Annotated in this window: 18 protein-coding genes; 2 read left to right on the forward strand and 16 right to left on the reverse strand. The window is 66.7% G+C overall.

Features of this window, described 5'->3' with window-relative positions; translation table 11 throughout:
• Positions 1-789, forward strand: coding sequence for a FadR/GntR family transcriptional regulator (locus WKW77_RS17560; RefSeq protein WP_340358136.1), 789 nt, complete (start codon positions 1-3; stop codon positions 787-789).
• 6 nt (positions 790-795) lie between these two features.
• On the opposite strand, the gene WKW77_RS17565 is transcribed toward WKW77_RS17560, so the two are convergent.
• Positions 796-1,887: an OmpA family protein gene (locus WKW77_RS17565; RefSeq protein ID WP_340358137.1), complete on the reverse strand. Its 1,092-nt coding sequence runs from the start codon at positions 1,885-1,887 to the stop codon at positions 796-798.
• Between the two features lie 298 nt (positions 1,888-2,185).
• Between WKW77_RS17565 and WKW77_RS17570 the strand changes: the two genes are divergently transcribed.
• The gene (locus WKW77_RS17570; RefSeq protein WP_340358138.1) at positions 2,186-4,087 is read left to right on the forward strand and encodes a sulfatase-like hydrolase/transferase; all 1,902 of its coding nucleotides are present in this window, start codon (positions 2,186-2,188) and stop codon (positions 4,085-4,087) included.
• 371 nt (positions 4,088-4,458) lie between these two features.
• On the opposite strand, the gene dhaK is transcribed toward WKW77_RS17570, so the two are convergent.
• The 15 genes from dhaK to WKW77_RS17645 all read right to left on the reverse strand — a co-directional run bounded on the left by dhaK (position 4,459) and on the right by WKW77_RS17645 (position 18,440).
• Positions 4,459-5,448, reverse strand: coding sequence for a dihydroxyacetone kinase subunit DhaK (gene dhaK, locus WKW77_RS17575; RefSeq protein ID WP_340358139.1), 990 nt, complete (start codon positions 5,446-5,448; stop codon positions 4,459-4,461).
• A 31-nt stretch (positions 5,449-5,479) separates the two neighbouring features.
• Positions 5,480-6,112 carry a dihydroxyacetone kinase subunit DhaL gene (dhaL, locus tag WKW77_RS17580; protein WP_340358140.1) on the reverse strand — a complete coding sequence of 211 codons (633 nt, stop codon included), beginning with the start codon at positions 6,110-6,112 and terminating at the stop codon, positions 5,480-5,482.
• A 22-nt stretch (positions 6,113-6,134) separates the two neighbouring features.
• Positions 6,135-7,169: an ABC transporter ATP-binding protein gene (locus tag WKW77_RS17585; protein WP_340358141.1), complete on the reverse strand. Its 1,035-nt coding sequence runs from the start codon at positions 7,167-7,169 to the stop codon at positions 6,135-6,137.
• The gene (locus WKW77_RS17590) at positions 7,162-8,286 is read right to left on the reverse strand and encodes an ABC transporter ATP-binding protein (RefSeq protein WP_340358142.1); all 1,125 of its coding nucleotides are present in this window, start codon (positions 8,284-8,286) and stop codon (positions 7,162-7,164) included. The genes WKW77_RS17585 and WKW77_RS17590 overlap by 8 nt, the downstream gene beginning before the upstream one ends.
• Before the next feature lie 82 nt (positions 8,287-8,368).
• On the reverse strand, positions 8,369-8,512 hold the full coding sequence (locus WKW77_RS17595; RefSeq protein WP_340358143.1) for a hypothetical protein: 144 nt from the start codon (positions 8,510-8,512) through the stop codon (positions 8,369-8,371).
• Between the two features lie 71 nt (positions 8,513-8,583).
• On the reverse strand, positions 8,584-9,543 hold the full coding sequence (locus WKW77_RS17600) for a carbohydrate ABC transporter permease (RefSeq protein WP_340358144.1): 960 nt from the start codon (positions 9,541-9,543) through the stop codon (positions 8,584-8,586).
• Between the two features lie 15 nt (positions 9,544-9,558).
• Entirely contained in the window at positions 9,559-10,515 is a 957-nt protein-coding gene (locus WKW77_RS17605; RefSeq protein ID WP_422823223.1) for a carbohydrate ABC transporter permease, read from the reverse strand.
• 32 nt (positions 10,516-10,547) lie between these two features.
• A complete protein-coding gene (locus WKW77_RS17610) occupies positions 10,548-11,894 on the reverse strand; it encodes an ABC transporter substrate-binding protein (RefSeq protein ID WP_340358145.1) in 1,347 nt (448 codons plus the stop codon).
• Between the two features lie 58 nt (positions 11,895-11,952).
• Positions 11,953-13,017, reverse strand: a complete 1,065-nt coding sequence (locus WKW77_RS17615) for a LacI family DNA-binding transcriptional regulator (RefSeq protein WP_340358146.1) — start codon at positions 13,015-13,017, stop codon at positions 11,953-11,955.
• 26 nt (positions 13,018-13,043) lie between these two features.
• A complete protein-coding gene (locus WKW77_RS17620; RefSeq protein ID WP_340358147.1) occupies positions 13,044-13,526 on the reverse strand; it encodes a DUF4262 domain-containing protein in 483 nt (160 codons plus the stop codon).
• Between the two features lie 87 nt (positions 13,527-13,613).
• Entirely contained in the window at positions 13,614-14,162 is a 549-nt protein-coding gene (locus WKW77_RS17625) for a GNAT family N-acetyltransferase (protein ID WP_340358148.1), read from the reverse strand.
• Positions 14,163-14,786 carry a helix-turn-helix domain-containing protein gene (locus tag WKW77_RS17630; protein WP_422823224.1) on the reverse strand — a complete coding sequence of 208 codons (624 nt, stop codon included), beginning with the start codon at positions 14,784-14,786 and terminating at the stop codon, positions 14,163-14,165.
• 147 nt (positions 14,787-14,933) lie between these two features.
• A complete protein-coding gene (otnK, locus tag WKW77_RS17635) occupies positions 14,934-16,205 on the reverse strand; it encodes a 3-oxo-tetronate kinase (protein ID WP_340358149.1) in 1,272 nt (423 codons plus the stop codon).
• Positions 16,206-16,275: 70 nt separating this feature from the next.
• Complete coding sequence (locus WKW77_RS17640) at positions 16,276-17,214, reverse strand: PDR/VanB family oxidoreductase (protein WP_340358150.1); 939 nt, start codon at positions 17,212-17,214, stop codon at positions 16,276-16,278.
• The gene (locus tag WKW77_RS17645) at positions 17,211-18,440 is read right to left on the reverse strand and encodes a Rieske 2Fe-2S domain-containing protein (protein ID WP_340358151.1); all 1,230 of its coding nucleotides are present in this window, start codon (positions 18,438-18,440) and stop codon (positions 17,211-17,213) included. The genes WKW77_RS17640 and WKW77_RS17645 overlap by 4 nt, the downstream gene beginning before the upstream one ends.
• Positions 18,441-18,521 lie beyond the last annotated feature (81 nt).

Genomic DNA, 18,521 nt, shown 5'->3' on the forward strand with positions numbered 1-18,521 from the left:
ATGTCGGACATCCCACCCTCCCTGCCGGAACAGCGCGCCAACGCGCAGGCTGCAACCCCGCAAGTCCCCCGTGCCGGCCGGAACGGCAGGGGCCTGGCGCATGAACTGGTGGCCGCATTCACCGGCAAGCTGCGCAGCGGGGCGATCAAGCCCGGCGAACGGCTCCCCACCGAATCGGAAATCATGCAGGCCTTCGGCGTCAGCCGCGGCGTGGTGCGGGAGGCGCTGTCCCGGCTGGGCGCTGCGGGGCTGGTCCAGACGCTCCACGGCATCGGCACCTTCGCGCTGGAAGCCGCCCCGCAGAGCCGCTTCCAGGTCGAGTCGCCCTCGCTGGACGGCTTCGCCGACATGCTCGATGTGCTGGAGCTGCGCGCGAGCCTCGAGTCCGACGCCGCGGGCCTTGCCGCCATGCGGCGCACCGACGAGCAGTTGCGCGAGATGCGCGATGCGCTGGAGGATTTCGGGCGTCACCTGACCACGGTCGGCGACACCGTCGCGCCGGATTTCCGCTTCCACATGGCGATCTCGCAGGCGGCGGGCAACCGCTACTACGGCGAGCTGATGGGCCAGCTCGGGCTGGCCGTCATTCCGCGCACCCGGGTCTCCTCGTCGTGGCTCGACATCGAGCGGCGCACCGAGCATCTCCAGAAGGTGAACCAGGAGCACCAGGACATCTACGCCGCGATCGAGCGGCGCGACCCGGAGGCCGCGCGCGCCGCGATGCGCATCCATCTCGTCAACAGCCGCGAGCGCCAGCGCAAGGCCTATGCGGCCGATGCCCGGCCCTGATGCCCGTCACTGCACCTGCTGACCGGTCACGGTGATCTCGACGCGCCGGTTGGGCTCGAGGCAGGCGATGAGGGCGGTGCGATTCCTGGCCTTTCCCTGGGCCTTGCAATCGGCTTCGGTGACCTTGAAGTTCGTCGCGCCGCGCCCTTCGGTCTGGATCACGTTGGGTGGCACGCCGACCCTCACCATCTCGTCGCGCACCGCATTGGCCCGCGCCACGGACAGGCGCTGGTTGTGTTCGGCGCTGCCGAGCGGGTCGGTGTAGCCGACGACGACGATCGAGCTTGGCCGTGCGTTCGAGGTCTTCAGTTCCTCGACGAGTCCGTCGACCCGGCTGCGGCCGGTGGGCGTCAGCTCCGCCTTGTCGAAGAAGAACGTGCCGCTGGACGACAGTTCGAACTTGCGCACCGGCGGAGGTGGCGGCGGCGGGGGTGGCGGCATGGCCGGAGGCGGCGACGGCGCGGCCGCCTGCGCGACCACCGGAGGCGGCCCGAACGGGATCTGCAGGCCCACCGTGAACAGCCAGTCCTTCGCGTGGCCCTGGTCGAAGAAGACGCCGTTCCTGTTGTTGTCGTCGTAGCGGTAGCGGATGTCGCCGACGAGGCGTCCCCAGTTGGAGAACGGCCACACGACGCCGGCGCCCACGTTGGCCATGAAGCCCGTCTTGCTCTCGTTGAGGAACGGCCCGTTGACCTTGTCGTTGATCGCGCCGATGCCACCCACCAGATACGGCTGGACGCTGTTCGACTGCCAGACGCGGAATCCCTGCCGGCCCAGGAAGAACCATTGGGCGTCGAGCGAGGCGCTCCAGATCTTCCACTTGTCGCCGCTGAGCGGGCCGCTGGACTTGCCGTCCAGTTCCTCGTACTGGGTGCGCAGTTCGATGTTCCAGGCGGGACTGATCGGCTTGCCGATGGCGATGCCTCCGCCCCAGCCGTTGTCGGCATGGCGGTTGCTGTCCGCATTGATGTACGTCCCGAACGGCGTGACGTACCAGCGGTTGTCGAAATACTGGTCCGAGGTGTAGGACTGCGCCAGGCAGGCCGCGGCGGGGACGGCGAGCAGGCAGCAGGCCGCGAAGGTGCGTCGATCGATCATGAAAGCCTCACCTGTCAAAGTTGACGAGAGCCTGAGCCCAAGCCCCCGGGGAAGCCAAAAATAGTGGCACCCACGACTGGTAGTTGGCGCTTACGCAACCGAATGTGCAGCGCCAATCGGAGGCGGGCACCTGCGGTTTCAAATCTTTCAGCGACGGGAGGCGCTGAGTCGCGCGCAGGCAACGGCACGGCGGCTCTCGGGCGCCAGTCCCATTGCAGGTCTCGTCAAGCGCGCCGAACGCGTCCGAAAGGCGAACGCTTGAAACAATTAGTAATAATTTTGTCATAAAATCTACTAAATGTTTCATTTCGAAGAGATCGACGCCAGCGCGTCGCGCTGGCGTCTGGGCTGGCTGGTGTTCATCGCGCTCTGCGGCGCGTATTTCGCGGTCAACGCAGTCGTGCGCTGGTTCCGCTGGGTGATCTTCCATGGCCACGGCGCCTGGGGCTGGGCGCAGCCGACGTATGCCGAATTCCTCGCGATCTCGCTGTGCAGCGCGATCCCGTTCCTGGCCATGGCGGCGTTGCCGGCGCTCGTGCTCCGCGGGCGGGCCTTTTCGGCGCGAGGCATGGTTGCCGGCGTGGTCATCGGGCTCATCGCCATCATGGCGCTCGAACTCGACGTCGCCTGGTACAAGTTTTCGTTTCGCCACATCGGGCTCAACGAAGTCCGCATCTTCCTCGGCGAGGACTGGGAAAGGCACGCCGGGGTGCGCGCGGCGGACAAGCTCCGCCTGGCGAAACAGTTGCTGTTCCATGCGGCGAGCCTTGCGGCCATCGCGTTCGCTTCCGTCTGGATCGCGACGAAGCTGCCTCATCCTCGCAGGCTCCGGCATCGGCGCCATCTGATGCTCGGGGCGGTGGCGCTCATGGTGGCCGGGCTCGCGTGCACGATCGTTCTCGGGTCGATGGCGGTGCGCAATCACGCGCAGTGGAAGGCCGTGCTCGATTTCCATCCGCTCATCCCGAACGCGACCGCGACCACGCTCGCAAGGCTCTCGGGCAGCGGGAGCGAGATGGCGGCGCTGAACGAGCGCCTTCATGCAGCCCGCCCGGTCCGACCGGATGCGCGCCGGGACAACCCCTTGGCCGCCGCCTTGCCGGCCCTGTCCGGCCGGCCGAACATCGTCGTTCTTGCCATCGAGGGATTGAACAAGGGACTGGCGGAAGGCCGCTTGCGCGTCTTCCGCGAGATGCGGCGCAAGGCCGTGGTCTCGGACAACCACTACTCGACCGGGGATGCGACCCACTACGGCATCCTGGGCCTGACGCACGGCCAGCCCATGCTTTTCTACGGGGGGAACGAGTGGCCGCAGTCACCGTTCATTGCCGCGCTCAACGAACACGGCTACAGCACGAAGCGCTTTGGCGCCGACGTCACGGTATTCGGGCAGATCGGAAACTACACCGCCAATTTCTCCCAGCCGGTGGCCGAGCCGGTCGACGACTGGGCCATGCTCGACGACCTGCGCGCCTATCTGCATGGCTCGCCGGGCGGGCGCTTCGCCTTCGTCTACTACGGTGGCACCCATTGGCCCTACAAGCACCAGGCGGCCTATTCGAGCAACCAGCCCGAGGTCGCCGAGGACTACGACTACTCGCGCTGGGATTCGTCCGACCACAAGCGCGAGATCCAGAGCCGCTACCTCAACGCGCTCGATGAGCTCGACGATTGGCTCGCCCGGTTTCTCTCGATGCTCGACCTGGAAAAGACCGTGCTCGTCATCACCGCGGACCACGGCGAGGACGTCATGGAGTCCGGGCGAATCTCCCACGCGGCCGGCATGTGGGAAAGGCAGATCCACGTGCCCTTCTATATCCTGGCGCCCGGCGCGAAGCCAAGGCACACGCTCGCGATCAGCTCCCACGCGCACGTCATGCCCGCGTTGCTGCAGGCGATGGGAATCACCGTCCGGAATCACACGCCGCTCGTGACTGGCCTTCATGCCATGGCGGGGCACAACAACCATACGGCGCGTCCGGAGGAGTGGGCGCTGATCGGGCCGCGCGCCAAGCTGTTCCTGTCCTGGGATCGGCGGGACCGGATCGAGATCAGCGCGGTCACCGATCTCGACGATCGTCCCTTGAGCGACCTCCGCACCGCGGACGTGGAGGATCTGCTGTCGGCTCTGCGGGACGTCCGGGCGCGGGCGAGCGGCAGCGCCATGGCGGAGGACGGTCTGGCTGCGGGCGATCCCTGAGCCTCGGTCGGACGATCGGCGCGCGCTCAGGACGGGCGGGTTTCGCCGGACGAATGGGTGGGTTCGGGATAGGAACCCGACTCCAGCCCAGGGGGATTAGGGTTTACCCTATGATCGCGGTCATCGAACAGGAGCTCCCCATGACTGCACTCACCTCGCTCGCACTTCTCGTCCTGGTCATCGCCAACGGCGCGATGTATGCCGGCGCGATGGAAGAGATGGTGGGTCACACCGCCTCGGGACTCTCCGGCCGCTGACGCCGCCGCCTGTTCACCCCTTGTCTCCTCCTGTCCCCTCGGATAGGTTTCAGCCGCGAGCAGCAATGCCCGCGGCTTTTTTCTTGCCCCCGACCTGCAGGTCTCGATTCGCCTTCACATGCCCCACCGCAGCGCCGCGGTATGGACAGGCGCATCCCACAGCGCGAGCTGCGCATCGTCGAGCGCACTCACCGTCACCGAGCAGCCCGCCATTTCCAGCGACGTGACATAGGAGCCGGTGAGGTGCCGCGCGACCTTCACCTGGTGGCCGGCCAGAACCTTGTGCACCGCATTGACCATGAGGTAGAGCTCCAGCATGGGCGTGCCGCCGAAGCCATTGACCAGCAGCAGCACCTGCTGCCCGGCCTTGAGCGACAGGTCCTTCAGGATGGCCCCCGTCAGTTCATGTGCGATGTCGTCGGCACCCGCCAGCTTGATGCGCCGCCGGCCCGGCTCGCCGTGGATGCCCACCCCCATCTCCATCTCGTCCCCGCCGATCTGGAAGGTGGGCTTGCCTGCTGCCGGCACGGTGCACGAGGTGAGCGCGACGCCCATGGAGGCGGTCGCCTTGTTCACCGCGTCGCCCAGTTGCTTGAGCTTTCGCAGCGGGTCGCCGCGTTCGGCGGCGGCGCCGAGGATCTTCTCCACGATCAGCGTACCGGCCACGCCCCGGCGGCCGGTGGTGTAGGTGGAGTTTTCCACCGCCACGTCGTCATTGACCACCACCGTCTCGTTGTCGCAGTCGACCATCTCCGCGGCCATCTGGAAGTTCATCATGTCGCCGGAGTAGTTCTTGACGATGAACAGCACGCCCGCGCCGGTCTCCACCGACTGCGCCGCTGCCAGCATCTGGTCCGGCGTCGGCGAGGTGAAGATCTGGCCGGGGCAGGCCGCATCGAGCATGCCGTGCCCGACGAAGCCGGTGTGCAGCGGCTCGTGCCCCGAGCCGCCGCCGGAGATCAGCGCCACCTTGCCGGGCTTGGGCGTGCGGCGGCGCACGAACTGGCCGGCCTCGCCCAACGCCACGATGTCGGCGTGCGCTGCCGCGAAGCCGTCCAGCGATTCGGACAGCATGGTTTCGACGTCGTTGATGAGCTTCTTCATGGTGCTGCCTTCGACAAGGATGGTCTTCGATTCAGGCGGAAAGCGAGGAGGGTTGCGCGGTCGCTGGAGCATCGAGACTTTCACAGATCGCGCCGATGATCAATGCAGTGGAACGCGAACCCGGGTCCACGTGGCCCAGCGCCCGGTCGCCGAGGAAGGAGGCGCGGCCCCTGGCGGCATCCAGCGCCGCAGTGGCCTCGGCCGCGTCGAAAGCACAGGTGCGCACGCGCTTGACGAGCTCCTCGCCGCCTTTGGCCAGGAGCTTTTGCACCGGGTCGAGCACATCCAGCAATGTCTTCTGGCCGACCTGTGCCTTGCCAAGGCGGGTGAGCGCCTGGATCGCCGCATCGAGCGCCTGCGCCAGGCCCGCCGCGTTCGGCGGATCGGGCAGGTGCTTGCCGAGGGTGACCAGCAGGGTGCCGAACACGGGCCCCGAGGAGCCGCCGATGGTCGACATGCAGGTCATGCCCATCGTGCGTAGCGCTTCGTTCAGCGACTGCCCGGCCAGTTCGCCCTGCTTGCCCTGGATGGCGAGCGCGCCGCGCCGCATGTTCAGCCCGTGGTCGCCGTCGCCGATGGCCTGGTCGAGCGCAGTGAGCTCGTCCACGTGGTCGATCAGCGTCTGGGTGGCGCAGCGGATGAGGTTGTGGGTATCGGGTTTCAATTGAGTCTCCCGGTTGTGGGGGTCAGGCGGCGGCGTCGATGCGCCGGCCACCGGCGTCGAACCAGAGGGGCTGCAGCAACTCGACGCGCACCGCGTCATCGGGCGCGAAGCTGTCGCCTGCGCGGGCGGAGACGACCCATTCCTGGTCGCTGCCCTCCGGCGCCACGTGCACGAGGTGGCGGTCGCTCAGGCGTTCGATGCGGCGCACACGGGCGGCGCGGTGTGCATCGTTGTCCGAGTGCTGGTGGATGCGCATGTGCTCCGCCCGGACGCCCACCGTCACCGCGTCGTTCGGTGCGGCCACGGCGGGCACCAGCGCGCGGGCGAACAGGTTGATCCGCGGCGATCCCAGCCGCGCCGCGACATGGCTGGTGCTGGGGTTCTCGTACACCTCGCGCGGCGTGCCTACCTGCACCAGCCGCCCGCCTTCGAGCACGCCGATGCGGGAGGCCATGGTCATCGCCTCGGTCTGGTCGTGCGTCACGTAGAGCATGGTGGCACCCAGGTCCTGCTGGATGCGCTTGAGTTCCAGCCGCAAATCGTTGCGCAGCCGGGCATCGAGCGAGGACAGGGGCTCGTCCATCAGGTACAGCTGCGGATCGCGCACCAGCGCCCGGCCGATGGCCACGCGCTGCATCTGCCCGCCAGAAAGGCGCGTGGCCGGGTTCCCGAGCTTGTCTTCGATGCGCAGCAGCCGCGCGACCTCCGTCACCTTCGCGCGGATCCGTGCCTCCGGCGTGGGGCGCAGTGGCGAGCGCAGGGGAAAAGCCAGGTTGTCGTAGACGCTCAGATGCGGATAGAGCGAGTACTGCTGGAACACGAAGGCCACGTCGCGCAGGGCCGGTGCCATCGCGCTCACGTCCTGGCCGGCGATATGCACATGGCCGGCGTCGGGCCGCTCCAGCCCCGCGACCAGACGCAGGGTCGTGGTCTTGCCCGCGCCGCTCGGTCCCAGCAACACGAAGAACTCGCCGCTGGACACATGAAGCTGCAGGTCGGTCACCGCCTGGACGGCGGCAAAGCGCTTGCTGACGCCGGTGAGTCGAAGTTCAGCCATGCCGGGCTCCCTGGCGCCGCACGGCATGCAGCGCATCGTCACGAGCGGTGCGAAGCGCGCGGCCGCTGGCCGCGTCAAAGAGCGAGACCGCCCGCGCATCGAATGCGAGACCCACGTGATCGCCGCGTCGGGCAGGGGTTGCGGCATCGACCTTGGCACGCAGGGACGCGCCCTGCGCGGTGGCCAGCGTCACCACGGTGCTCGAGCCGAGGTATTCGGTGCCCAGCACTTCGGCCCTGAGGTCCGAATCGTCGGCAAGGCGCACGTTCTCGGGCCGCACGCCTGCCAGCAGCGGGCGCGTCGAAACGTCTTCGCGAATCTGCGGCACGCCCAGGCGTGCGGGTCCGATCCGGATCGCCTCCTCGCCGCGCGCCAGGGCCGCCTCGAAAGGCAGGAAGTTCATGGCCGGCGCACCGATGAAATCGGCGACGAACACGCTCGCGGGGCATTCGTACACCTCGCGCGGCGGACCCAGTTGCTCGACCGCGCCTTCGTTCATGACGGCGATGACGTCGGCCATGGCCATGGCTTCCATCTGGTCGTGCGTCACGTACACGGTGGTGGCGCCCAGGCGGTCGTGCAGCGCGCGCAGCTCGCGGCACATCAGTTCGCGAAACTCCGCGTCCAGGGCGCCCAGCGGCTCGTCCATCAGGAAGGCCTTGGGTTGGCGGACGATGGCGCGTCCCAGCGCCACCCGCTGGCGGTCGCCGCTGGAGAGTTGCGACACCGGCTTGTCCAGCAGATGGCCGATGCGCAGCGTCTGCGCCGCCGATTCGACCTGGCGGGCGATCTCGGCCCTGCCCATGCCTTGCGACACCAGCGGGAACGCGATGTTGCGGCGCACGTTCATGTGCGGGTAGAGCGCGAACATCTGGAAGACGAAGGCGATGTCGCGCTCCGAGGCCCGCCTGAAGCTCACGTCCTCGTCGGCCAGGAAGATCTGGCCCGAGGTGGGGAGCTCCAGTCCGGCGATCATGCGCAAGGTGGTGGTCTTGCCGCAGCCCGAAGGGCCCAGCAGGCAGAAGAACTCGCCGTCGCGCACCGCGAAGCTGGAGTCCTTGACCGCGGTGAAGTCCGCGAAGGCCTTGTGCAGGTGGTGGACACGGATCTCGGCCATGTCAGTCCTCCCGCCGGGCCGCCCCAAGGGAGGGCTGCGCCCCTTCGGGGGGCAGGAGCGAAGCGAAATCGGGGGTCATGGGCTACTCCGGGAACTTCGACACGACCATGAACAGCGCGGTGCCCGCCAGCGTGGTCAGGAACGACCAGGTGTAGAGCGCCATCGCCAGCGGCTGCAGCATCATGAAGAGGCCCGCGGCGATCACGATGCAGGCCACCATCTCCATGGGGCCGCGCCTGAGCCAGCGAGGCCAGCGGCGGGGTGCAGGGGCTGTGTTCGCGGGGGTTGGGGACCTGTTCATTTGCGTACCGCTCCGAAGGTGATGCCCCGCAGCAGATGCTTGCGCAGCAGCACGGTGAACACCAGGATGGGAATGAGGAACAGCGTGGTGCCGGCAGCGACGGCCGGCCAGTCCTGTCCGCCTTCCCCGATGATGATCGGGATGAACGGCGGTGCCGTCTGGGCCGCGCCGGAAGTGAGCAGCACGGCGAACGCGTATTCGTTCCACGCGAAGATCAGGCAGAAGATCGACGTGGCCACGATGCCGGTGGTGGCCTGCGGCAGCACCACCTTGCGAAACGCCTGCAGGCGCGTGTAGCCGTCGACCATGGCGGCTTCTTCGTACTCGCGCGGGATCTCGTCGATGAAGCCCTTGAGCAGCCAGACCGCCAGCGACACGTTCACGGCGCTGTACAGCAGGATCATGCCTAGGCGCGTGTCCGAGAGCCCCAGCTCGCGGTACATGAGGTAGATGGGAATGGCGACCGCGATGGGCGGCATCATGCGCGTGGACAGGATGAAGAACAGCAGGTCGTCCTTCAGCGGCACCTTGAAGCGCGAGAACGCATAGGCCGCCATCACGCCGAAGCCCACTGAAAGAACGGTCGAGCCGAAGGCGATGATCAGCGAGTTGATGAAGCGCGGCACGTAGTTCGACGGGCCGGCGATCACCATGTTGTCCGCGCGCGCGACCTTGTCGCAGGTCTCGGTGGCGTGCGGCAGGGCCGCGATGTACTCGGGCGTCTGGCGCGAGCGCGTGGTGAAGAGATTGCAGTAGCCCTGCGGCGAAGGTGTGAACAGGACCTTCGGCGGATAGCTGATCGAGTCCGGCGGTGTCTTGAATCCGGTGAGGATGATCCACACGAGGGGGATCATGGTCAGCAGCGCGTAAAGCACGACCACGCTGCCCGCGAACAGGCGCGTGCCGCTGCCGGGTTCGACCACCGAATGCGCGGTGCTGATGCCTTGGCTTGTCATGCGTGGCTCCTCGTCTCAACGGTTCTTCACGTGGTTGAGCGCCTTCACGTAGATGTTGGCCAGGCCGAACACCGCCACGAAGAGGATGATGGCGAAGGCCGACGAATAGCCCGTTCGCCATTTCTCGAAGGCTTCCCGCTTGAGCGTGATCGATGCCAGCTCGGTGGCCGAGCCCGGCCCGCCCGAGGTGAGCAGGTTGACCATGTCGAACATCTTGAAGTTCTCGATGCCGCGGAACAGCACCGCCAGCATGATGAAGGGCAGCACCATCGGCAGCGTGATCGACCAGAACTGCCGCCAGGGCGATGCGCGGTCGACCTCCGCGGCCTCGTAGATGTACTCGGGAATGGATCGGAGGCCCGCGAGGCAGATCAGCATCACGTAGGGCGTCCACATCCAGGTGTCGACGATGATGATCGCCCAGGGCGCAAGCTTCACCGAGCCGATCATCTCGAAGGAAGACGGCGGCACGCCCGTGAGGAAGGCCACCGCGTAGTTGAAGAGCCCCGTCTGCGGCTGGTAGAGGAAGGCCCAGAAATTGCCGACCACGGCCGGCGACAGCATCATCGGGATGAGGATCACCGTGGTCCAGAAGCCGTGGCCGCGGAACTTGCGGTCGATCAGGTAGGCCAGCGTGAACCCGATCAGCGTCTGCAGCGCAATGGTCCAGAACAGGAAGTGCGCAGTGGCCTGCATGGCCGTCCAGATGTCGGGGTCGGTGAGCACCGAGACGTAGTTGTCGATGCCCACATCGACCACGGCGGCGTTGGGCCGGTTGGCCCGGTAGTTGGTGAAGGACAGCTTGATCGTCCAGATCAGCGGAAAGATGTTGATGGCCAGCAGCAGCACGATCGTCGGGCCCACGAACAGCCAGGCGAGCGCCTTGTCCGACAGCCCGCGCAGGCGCCGCGCCACGCCGGGCGGCGTGGCTTGCGCCGCGCGGGTGGCGAGCGCGGACGGGCCTTTCATCATCGGTGGGCGAAGGGCGCTCACGGCCTGCTCGCTTACTTGGCGGCCTTGCCGTCGTCCTTGAACACCTTGCGCCAGTCCACAACGAGGGCGTCCAGCGCCTCCTTGGCGGTGCCCTTGTCGGCCACGACGTAGTCATGCACGCGCTTCTGCATGGCGAGCAGCAGCTGCGCATACGAGGGCTCGGCCCAGAAGTCCACCACCATGCCCATCGAGTCGAGGAAGGCCTGCGCGAAGGGAGAGCTCTTCGGATAGTCCGGATCGTCCAATACCGCCTTGGCCGCCGACGAGCCGCCGATGGCCTGCCACTTCTTCTGAACCTCGGGGCTCGCGAACCACTTGATGTATTGCAGGGACTCGTTGCGATTGGCCGAGTACGACACCACCGAGATCCCTTGTCCGCCGAGCTGCACGCCCTTGGTCTTGTCCGAGGGATTGGTGAAGAAGCCGATCTTGTCGCCGCCCACGTTCGGGTCCTTGTACAGGCCGGGGAAGAAGGCGAACCAGTTCATCATCATGGCCACCTGGCCGGACTTGAAGGCATCCAGCCCTTCGCTCATGTAGGCGTTGGTCAGGCCCGGCGGCGTGCTGCCCTTGTAGAGCGCCTTGTAGAACTCCAGCCCGCGCACCGCGTCGGGCGAATTGACGAAGCCGTCCATCGCATACGGCTTCTTCGGGTCTTCGTACTTGAAGCCCATGGGGTAGAGCACGTTGGTCACGCCCATGGTGATGCCCTCGGATCCGCGCTCGGTGAAGATGTAGGCACCGTAGACCTTCTTGCCGTCGATGGTCTTGCCCTGGAAGAACTCGGAGACCTGCTTGAACTCCGCCCAGGTCTTGGGCGGTGCCAGGTCGCGGTTGTGCAGCTTCCTGAATTCGGCCTGCAGCTCGGGCCTGGCGAACCAGTCCTTGCGGTAGGTCCAGCCCACGGCGTCGGCCATCGCGGGCAGCGCCCAGTAGTTCGGGGTGTTCTTCGGCCACTCCGCATAGCCCACCACGGTGGCGGGCGCGAAGTCGGTCATCTTGATGCCTTCCTTGGCAAAGAAGTCGTTGAGCTTGACGTAGTGGCCCTGCTCGGCCGCACCGCCGATCCACTGGCTGTCGCCGATGATCAGGTCGCACAGCTTGCCCTTCGAGTTGAGCTCGTTGAGCATGCGGTCGGCGAAGTTGGTCCACGGGACGAATTCGAACTTCATCTTCACGCCGGTCTTGGCCGTGAAGTCCTTCGACAGCTCGACCAGCGCGTTGGCGGGATCCCAGGCGGCCCAGCACAACGTGATGGTCTTGTCCTGCGCGCGCACCGAAGTGCTTGCGAGGCCCAGGGCGGCAACGGCGGCCAGGGCGACCATCCCCGGCAACATCTTTTTCGAGAGCAGATTCATGAAGGTCTCCAAAAGGTTCGGGTTCGGGGCACTTACCGGGCAGCCGCGCCTTCATTCCCTAGTGAAGGTTCTCGGCCGTCAGGATCTCGATGCGCGGCTGCACCACGTTGAGTGCGCCGCGCACGTTCTCGCAAAGGGCGCGCAGCACGCGCGCCGCCGTCGATACGCAGTAGTGGATGTCCTGGTGCAGGACGTAGGACAGGCTGTTGTTCTCCAGCAGCCAGGCATGCGCATCGGTGAAGTCGTGCGCCACCACGCCTGCCTTGGCCGCGAGGCCTGCCTGCGCGAGCGCGCGTGCAACGCCCGCACTGCCGGCGCCCACGTTGTAGATGCCCGCCACGCGCGCCGGATCGACTTCGTCGCGCAGCACCTGCAGCAATGCCTCGCAGGCGCCGTCCTCATCGGCCGGCAGGTCGCTGGTGCGCAGCAGGGTCAGTTCGGGAAAGCGCTCCTCCAGCACCTGGGCGAAGCCGATGCGCCGTTCGATCTCGGAAGACAGCCGCGTCGCCTGCGAGGAAAGCAGGAGCACGTCGCGATGCTTTTCCTGGCCGGCCATGCGTCCGAGCAGCAGCCCCGCGGTGCGGCCGGCTGCGCGATTGTCGGCACCGATGTAGGTCTCGCGCATGGAGCCGGCCACGTCCGAGAAGAGGGTGACCACATGCACGCCGGCGCGAACCAGTTCGTTCACCGCGCGCTTGATGGGGGGCAGGTCGGGTGCAAGCAGTGCCATGCCTTCGCAATCACCCACTTCGGCCAGCTGCTCGGCAAAGCGCGCCGGGTCCGACGTGTCGAGGCGGTGGGTGACCTCCGTGATGTGCGAGTGGCGGAAGTCGCTGGCGGATTGGGCGATCTGCCGCTCGACCAGTTCGAAGAAGGGCGCTTCCTCCGCCGGCAGCACGAAGGCAAAGCGTGCGTTGGCGCTCTTGCGCGGGCGGCCGGGCTGCTGCTGGGGCGCGCCCAGTTCCTCGACCGCCTGCAACACCCGCTGGACCGTCTCGGCGTTCACCCCCGGGCGGCGATTGAGCACCCGGTCGACCGTGGCCGTGCCCACCCCGGCGGTGCGGGCGATGTCGGCGATCGTAGGCGCGGTGGACATGTCTGATGTGGATTTGATGTAGGTCATCGTATTCACATCAGTAATTAAATCAATCAGGGTTTTGGAGCATTGGACATGGGCGGTTCGCGATCGGCGAGGTCGAAGAGAAACGACTGCGAGCGGAGCCTCCGCTTGTCGAAGTGGGGTTCCCATGGAAACAGCCCCTTCCCATCGGGCCAGACCAACTGCAGGTAGCTGTACCGGCCGCGTGCGAGCTGGGCAGGCACGAGCAGCCCGACCCGCTCCGCATCCGCCCGGCGGGGCATCAAGGGCACCTCTGCGGCGCCGACGATCATCACGTCCTCATGGGCCGGCTCGCCCGCTTTCACGCGTCGCGCGATCGCATCGATCACGCCTTCGGCCTCGGCCGGTGGGACGCCGAACATGATCAGGTCCGGATGTGCGAAGCTCTTCTGCAGGCCGACGGTGTAGACGAAGGTCACGGACGCGCGACCCGTGCCGACGCCCGCCATGGCCCAGCCTTCCTGGGCGATGCGACGCTTGAGCGTCGCGATGACTTCGGGCTGGATGAACATCCCGCCCACCATACCGCCGCATCGCGAGCCGTTCGTCGGACATCGCGGTATCGCTCGTCACCGAAAGCAACCGCGGCAGCGGCTGCATCAGCCGTCGCGTGGCTCCAGCGGGGTATCCAGGTTGAGCTGGTAGAACGCCGCATCCAGCCAGCGGCCGAACTTGAATCCGACCTGCGGCATCGTGCCCGAATGGACGAAGCCCAGGCGCGTGTGCAGACCGATGCTGCCCGCATTGGCCGCGTCGATGCAGCCCACGAGGACGTGAAGCTGCGCCTCGCGCGCGCGCCGGATCAACTCGCGCAGCAGCCGTTCGCCGAGTCCGCGGCCGCGATGGTCGCGATGCACATAGACGCTGTGCTCGACCGTGTACTTGTAGGCCGGAAAGGCACGAAACGTCCCCCAGCTCGCGAAGCCCAGCAGGTTGCCCGCGGTGTCGACCGCGCCCACGACCGGAAAGCCGCCGGCACGCTTGCCGGCGAACCAGGTCGCCATCGCTTCGCGCGGCCGCGGCACGTAGTCGTAGAGGGCGGTCGAATGGACGATGGCGTCGTTGAGGATCTCGAGAATGACTTCTGCATGCTCGGCCTCGGTGCATTCGATCAGGCGTATTTCGTCGTGTGATGCGGCGGTGTTCATTCAGGCTCCTGGTGGGTGCGCAGGCTCGGTGCAGAGCGCCACGATGTAGCGTGCCGATTGCCGCGTGGGGTTGCTGTAGATCAGCGGCTGGTCCAGCCGCATCGCGAGGCAGTCGCCCTCGCGCAATTCGTGGAGCTGGTCGCCGAGCGTCAGGTCGATGCGGCCCTTGAGCATCCAGACCTGCTGGTGGACGACGTTCTCTCTTGGGCCGATCTCGTAGGCGACGCGCGCGCCGGGCGGGAAGTCCACCTCCACCAGATGCAGCGGCGACGGCCACCCCGGCGGCGAGATGTTGCGCCGCATGTAGCCGGACTCCGGGTCGCGCCAGATCGGCTGCCGGGCGCGGCGCACGAGCCGCTCGACGGGCGCGTCCTCGCGGCCGCCGCCGAAGAGCCCCGCGAGCGGAACGCCCAGGCCGGTCGCCAGCTTGTCGAGCACGACGGCAGTGGGGCTCGCGGCGGCGCGCTCGATCAGCGAAATCATCGACCGGCTCACCCCGCTGCGTGCGGCCAGCACGTCCAGGGAGTAGCCGCGCGCAGTGCGCAGCTCGCGAACGCGGCGGGCAATGCGGTCGTTGACGCCCGCGTCGGTGTCAGGGGGGACTGGCTCGGCATCTTCCATCATCATGGAAGTATTTTCCATGATGATGGAATTGGAGGTCAAGCATGCCGAGGAGGGGGTGAGAGTCTCGAAGAACTGCTGATGGTTCCGAGCTGCCACTCTGTGCGGTGGTGCTGCGAGGAAAAAGGGTCCGTCGATACGTGGTCTCGTTCAATCGAGCACCGCGAAGGCATGTGTGAAGAAACTGTCGCCGCCAAAATTGCCCGACTTCAGGCTGATGTGCAGGCCCTTGCCGGAGGCCGCCGCGCAGTGCGCATGGCACCAGGGCACACCGGGGTCGATCTGAGCACCGATCTGCAACTGGTCGATGCCCAGCGCCTGAACGCAGGCGCCCGAGGTCTCGCCGCCCGCGATCACGAGTTGTCGCACACCCCGTTCGACGAGGCCACGCGCGATTGCGGCAATGGTGCGCTCCACCATGGCGCCGGCTTCCGGGGCGCCGAGGCGGCCCTGCACCGACTTCACGGCATGGGCCTCGGCGGTGGAATAGATCAGCACCGGGCCGTGGTCGAGCAGCGGTGCGGCCCAGGTCAGCGCCTCTGCCGCGACGTCGACGCCAGCCGCGATGCGCAGCGGGTCGACGGCCAGCGCCGCGTCGCCGCGGCGCACGAAATCCAGCACCTGCCGGTTGGTGGCCAGGGAGCAGCTTCCAGAAATCACTGCGCGAAGCCCGCCGGCCGGCGGAAGCGCGCTGGCTGCAGCAGAGGGGGCGAGGCCGAAATTGGCCGGCAGCGCGATCGCCACACCTGAGCCCGCGGTCAGCAGCGGCAGTGACGCCAGTGCCGGTCCCATGCGCACCAGGTCGTCGTTCGACACTGCATCCACGATGGCGATGGACACGCCATCGGATTGCAACTGCGCGATACGCTCGGCCACCGAAGCGGCACCCCGTGCCACCACCGTGTGGTCAATCAGGCCCACTCGCCGCGTGCACTGCGCCTGCAACACGCGCACGAGGTTCGCGTCGGTCATCGGCGTGAGCGGATGGTTCTGCATGCCGCTCTCGCTCAGCAGCACGTCGCCCGCGAAGAGATAGCCCTTGAAGACGGTGCGCTTGTTGTCCGGAAACGCCGGCGTGGCGATGGTGAAGTCGCAGCCCAGCGCGTCCATCAGCGCCTCGGTGACCGGGCCGATGTTGCCGCGCGGCGTGCTGTCGAAGGTCGAGCAGTACTTGAAGTAGATCTGCCGGGCGCCTTGCGCCTGCAGCCAGCGCAGCGCCTCCAGCGACTGGGCGATGGCGCCTTCCGGCGCGATGGTGCGCGACTTGAGCGCGACCACCACCGCATCGACATCCGCATCCAGCGGGGCGGACGGCACGCCGATGGTCTGCACCGCGCGCATGCCTGCGCGCACGAGGTTGTTCGCGAGGTCGGTCGCGCCCGTGAAGTCATCGGCGATGCAGCCGAGCAGCAGGTTTGCCATGCTTGTCCTCAGCCTTTCAGCGGGAGCTTCATGGCCTTGGGGCTCTCTTGCACGGCAAGCGGCGGCCGGACTAAAGGTCGATCACCAGCTCGGGAGAAAAGGCGCGCGAGCAGCAGAGCATCATGGTCTTGTTGGAGGCCTTCTCTGCCGCCGTCAGAACGTCGTCCCGATGGTCCGGGCAGCCCTCCAGCACCTTCACTTCGCAAGAACCACAGATGCCCTGCTGACAGGAGTAGGGCGCATCGAGGCCGGCGGAAAGAAGCGCATCGATGATCGTCTGGTTCGCGGCGACGGGCAGTGTCGTGCCGCTGCGAGCCAGTCGCACCGCGAACTCCTGGCCTCCAGTCGTGGGCTCGGCACCGAAGCGCTCGAGATGAACCTGTTCGCGCGGCACCGACGCCGTGGCCGCCAGATAGGCATCGAGCATCGGTGCCGGCCCACAGCAATAGAAATGGGTGCCGGCAGGCTGCTGCTCGACGATGTCCGCGATCGAAAGGTGGCGACCTTCGATCGAATCGACGTGCATGCGAAGCTTGCTGCCCAAGCCCTGCGTCACGTGCTTGAACGCAGCGTCTTCCGGTGTCCTCACCGCGTAGTGCAGCGTCCATTCCTGCCCCGAGGATTCAAGGCTGCGCGCCATCGGAAGAAGTGCGGTGATGCCGATTCCACCCGCGATCAACACGACGCGCCCGCTCGTAGGGACCAGCGGAAAGTTGTCACGCGGGGCGCCGATGCGCAGCGTGCTCCCGATGCGCAGCGACTCGGTCATGAAAGCCGATCCGCCGCGGCTTGCGGGTTCGCGCTTGATGCCGAAGTGGTAGCTCTCTGTCCCGGCCTGAACCACCGAATACTGGCGCACGAGCCCGTTGGGAAGATGCACGTCCACGTGCGCGCCCGGCGGGCACGGCGGCAATTCTCCCGAGGCCACGCGCAACTCGCAGGAAACCACGCCGGGCGCTTCTTCGCGCAGCGCGACGACCCGCACGTCGAACAGGATCGGCTCGGTCATTCGAAGAAGTTCCCTGCCTTGACTGAAACCTGCGATGCATCCTGACCCGTGCCCTCAGGGTCGCCGCCCTCCAGCACGACGCGAATCTGGCGCGCGAGCAGGCGGCGCAGCATCACCACGCCCTTGTCGCTGGTGGCAAGGTGCTCGTCGCTGTGCGCGGGAATGCTGCCCTGGGTGGACTGCGCCTCGTAATCGCCAGGAAAGCGCTTGTGCTCGTCCTCGGTCATTTCCGACCAGGTCTTGCCTTCGAAGACGGCCATGCGGGAGCGTCGCGAATAGAGCGGCTCCTCGTTCTTCGGGACGCGTGCCACGCCGAACGTGCGATGGTGATGGCTGTCCACCGGGACCAGCCAAGCGACCTCCCGGCCTTGGCCCGGCGCCAGTTCGATCGAAGGAACGATGCGCACATTGGGAAGCAGGGTCTGCGTGATGCGCGTGAGCTGTGCGTCCCGGGTCTGGCGAACGGACCGGTACATGACGCCGTGGTCGCACAGTTCCCACTCCACCGTCGGCATCGCAGCCATCTGCTCGCGGAACTGCACGCCGCTGAAACGCGAATGCAGGATCACCACATGGAACGGGTCCATCACGTTTTCGAAGTTCTGCAGCCAACTGTAGGGCGCCACGGGGTTCTCCTGCGAGACGCCGCCGCCGATGTAGAAGCTCTGGTCTTCCTGCTGCAGTTCCTCGTCCTGGCCCAGGTCTTCCAGGACGTCATACGTCGGCAGGGGTGGGATCGAATCGAGCGGCCCCATGTAGGCGAACACGAGGCCGTAGCGTTCCTGCACCGGATACCACGGTTGGCGGCACTTGTCGCGGTGCTGTCCGCCACCCGGCTCGCAGGGCTGCTCGACGCAAGCGCCGTCGACTGCAAAGAGCCAGCCGTGATAGCAGCAGCGAATACCCTGGTCCTCGACCTTGCCGTAGTAAAGCGACGTGCCGCGGTGTGCGCAGTTCTCGTGCAACAGGCCTGCCTTGCCCTGACCGTCCCGGAAGAGGATCAGGTTCTCGCCGAGGATGCGCACCCGTTTCGGGTCTGTCGTGACCTTCGACGAAACGCCCACGGGATGCCAGTAGCGCCGCATGAACTCGCCGCAAGGCGTGCCGGGTTCGACCAACGTGAGGAATTCGTCGGACTGCCCTGGCGGCTTGCCATAGCCTCCGCCTTGCTGGCGTTTGCCGACAAAGCGAATCGGCTGGGAAGTCGGAAGCTCTTGCGCTTTCATGGGGGTGCCTCGCGGAGTGGCAGGCGCCTCGATGGGGGCGCCAATTAATTGCATTATGCAAGTAATAGGCGCCTATCGCAA

The sequence above is a fragment of the Variovorax ureilyticus genome (assembly GCF_037889935.1).
In the GTDB taxonomy this organism is placed as follows: Bacteria; Pseudomonadota; Gammaproteobacteria; order Burkholderiales; family Burkholderiaceae_C; genus Variovorax; species Variovorax ureilyticus.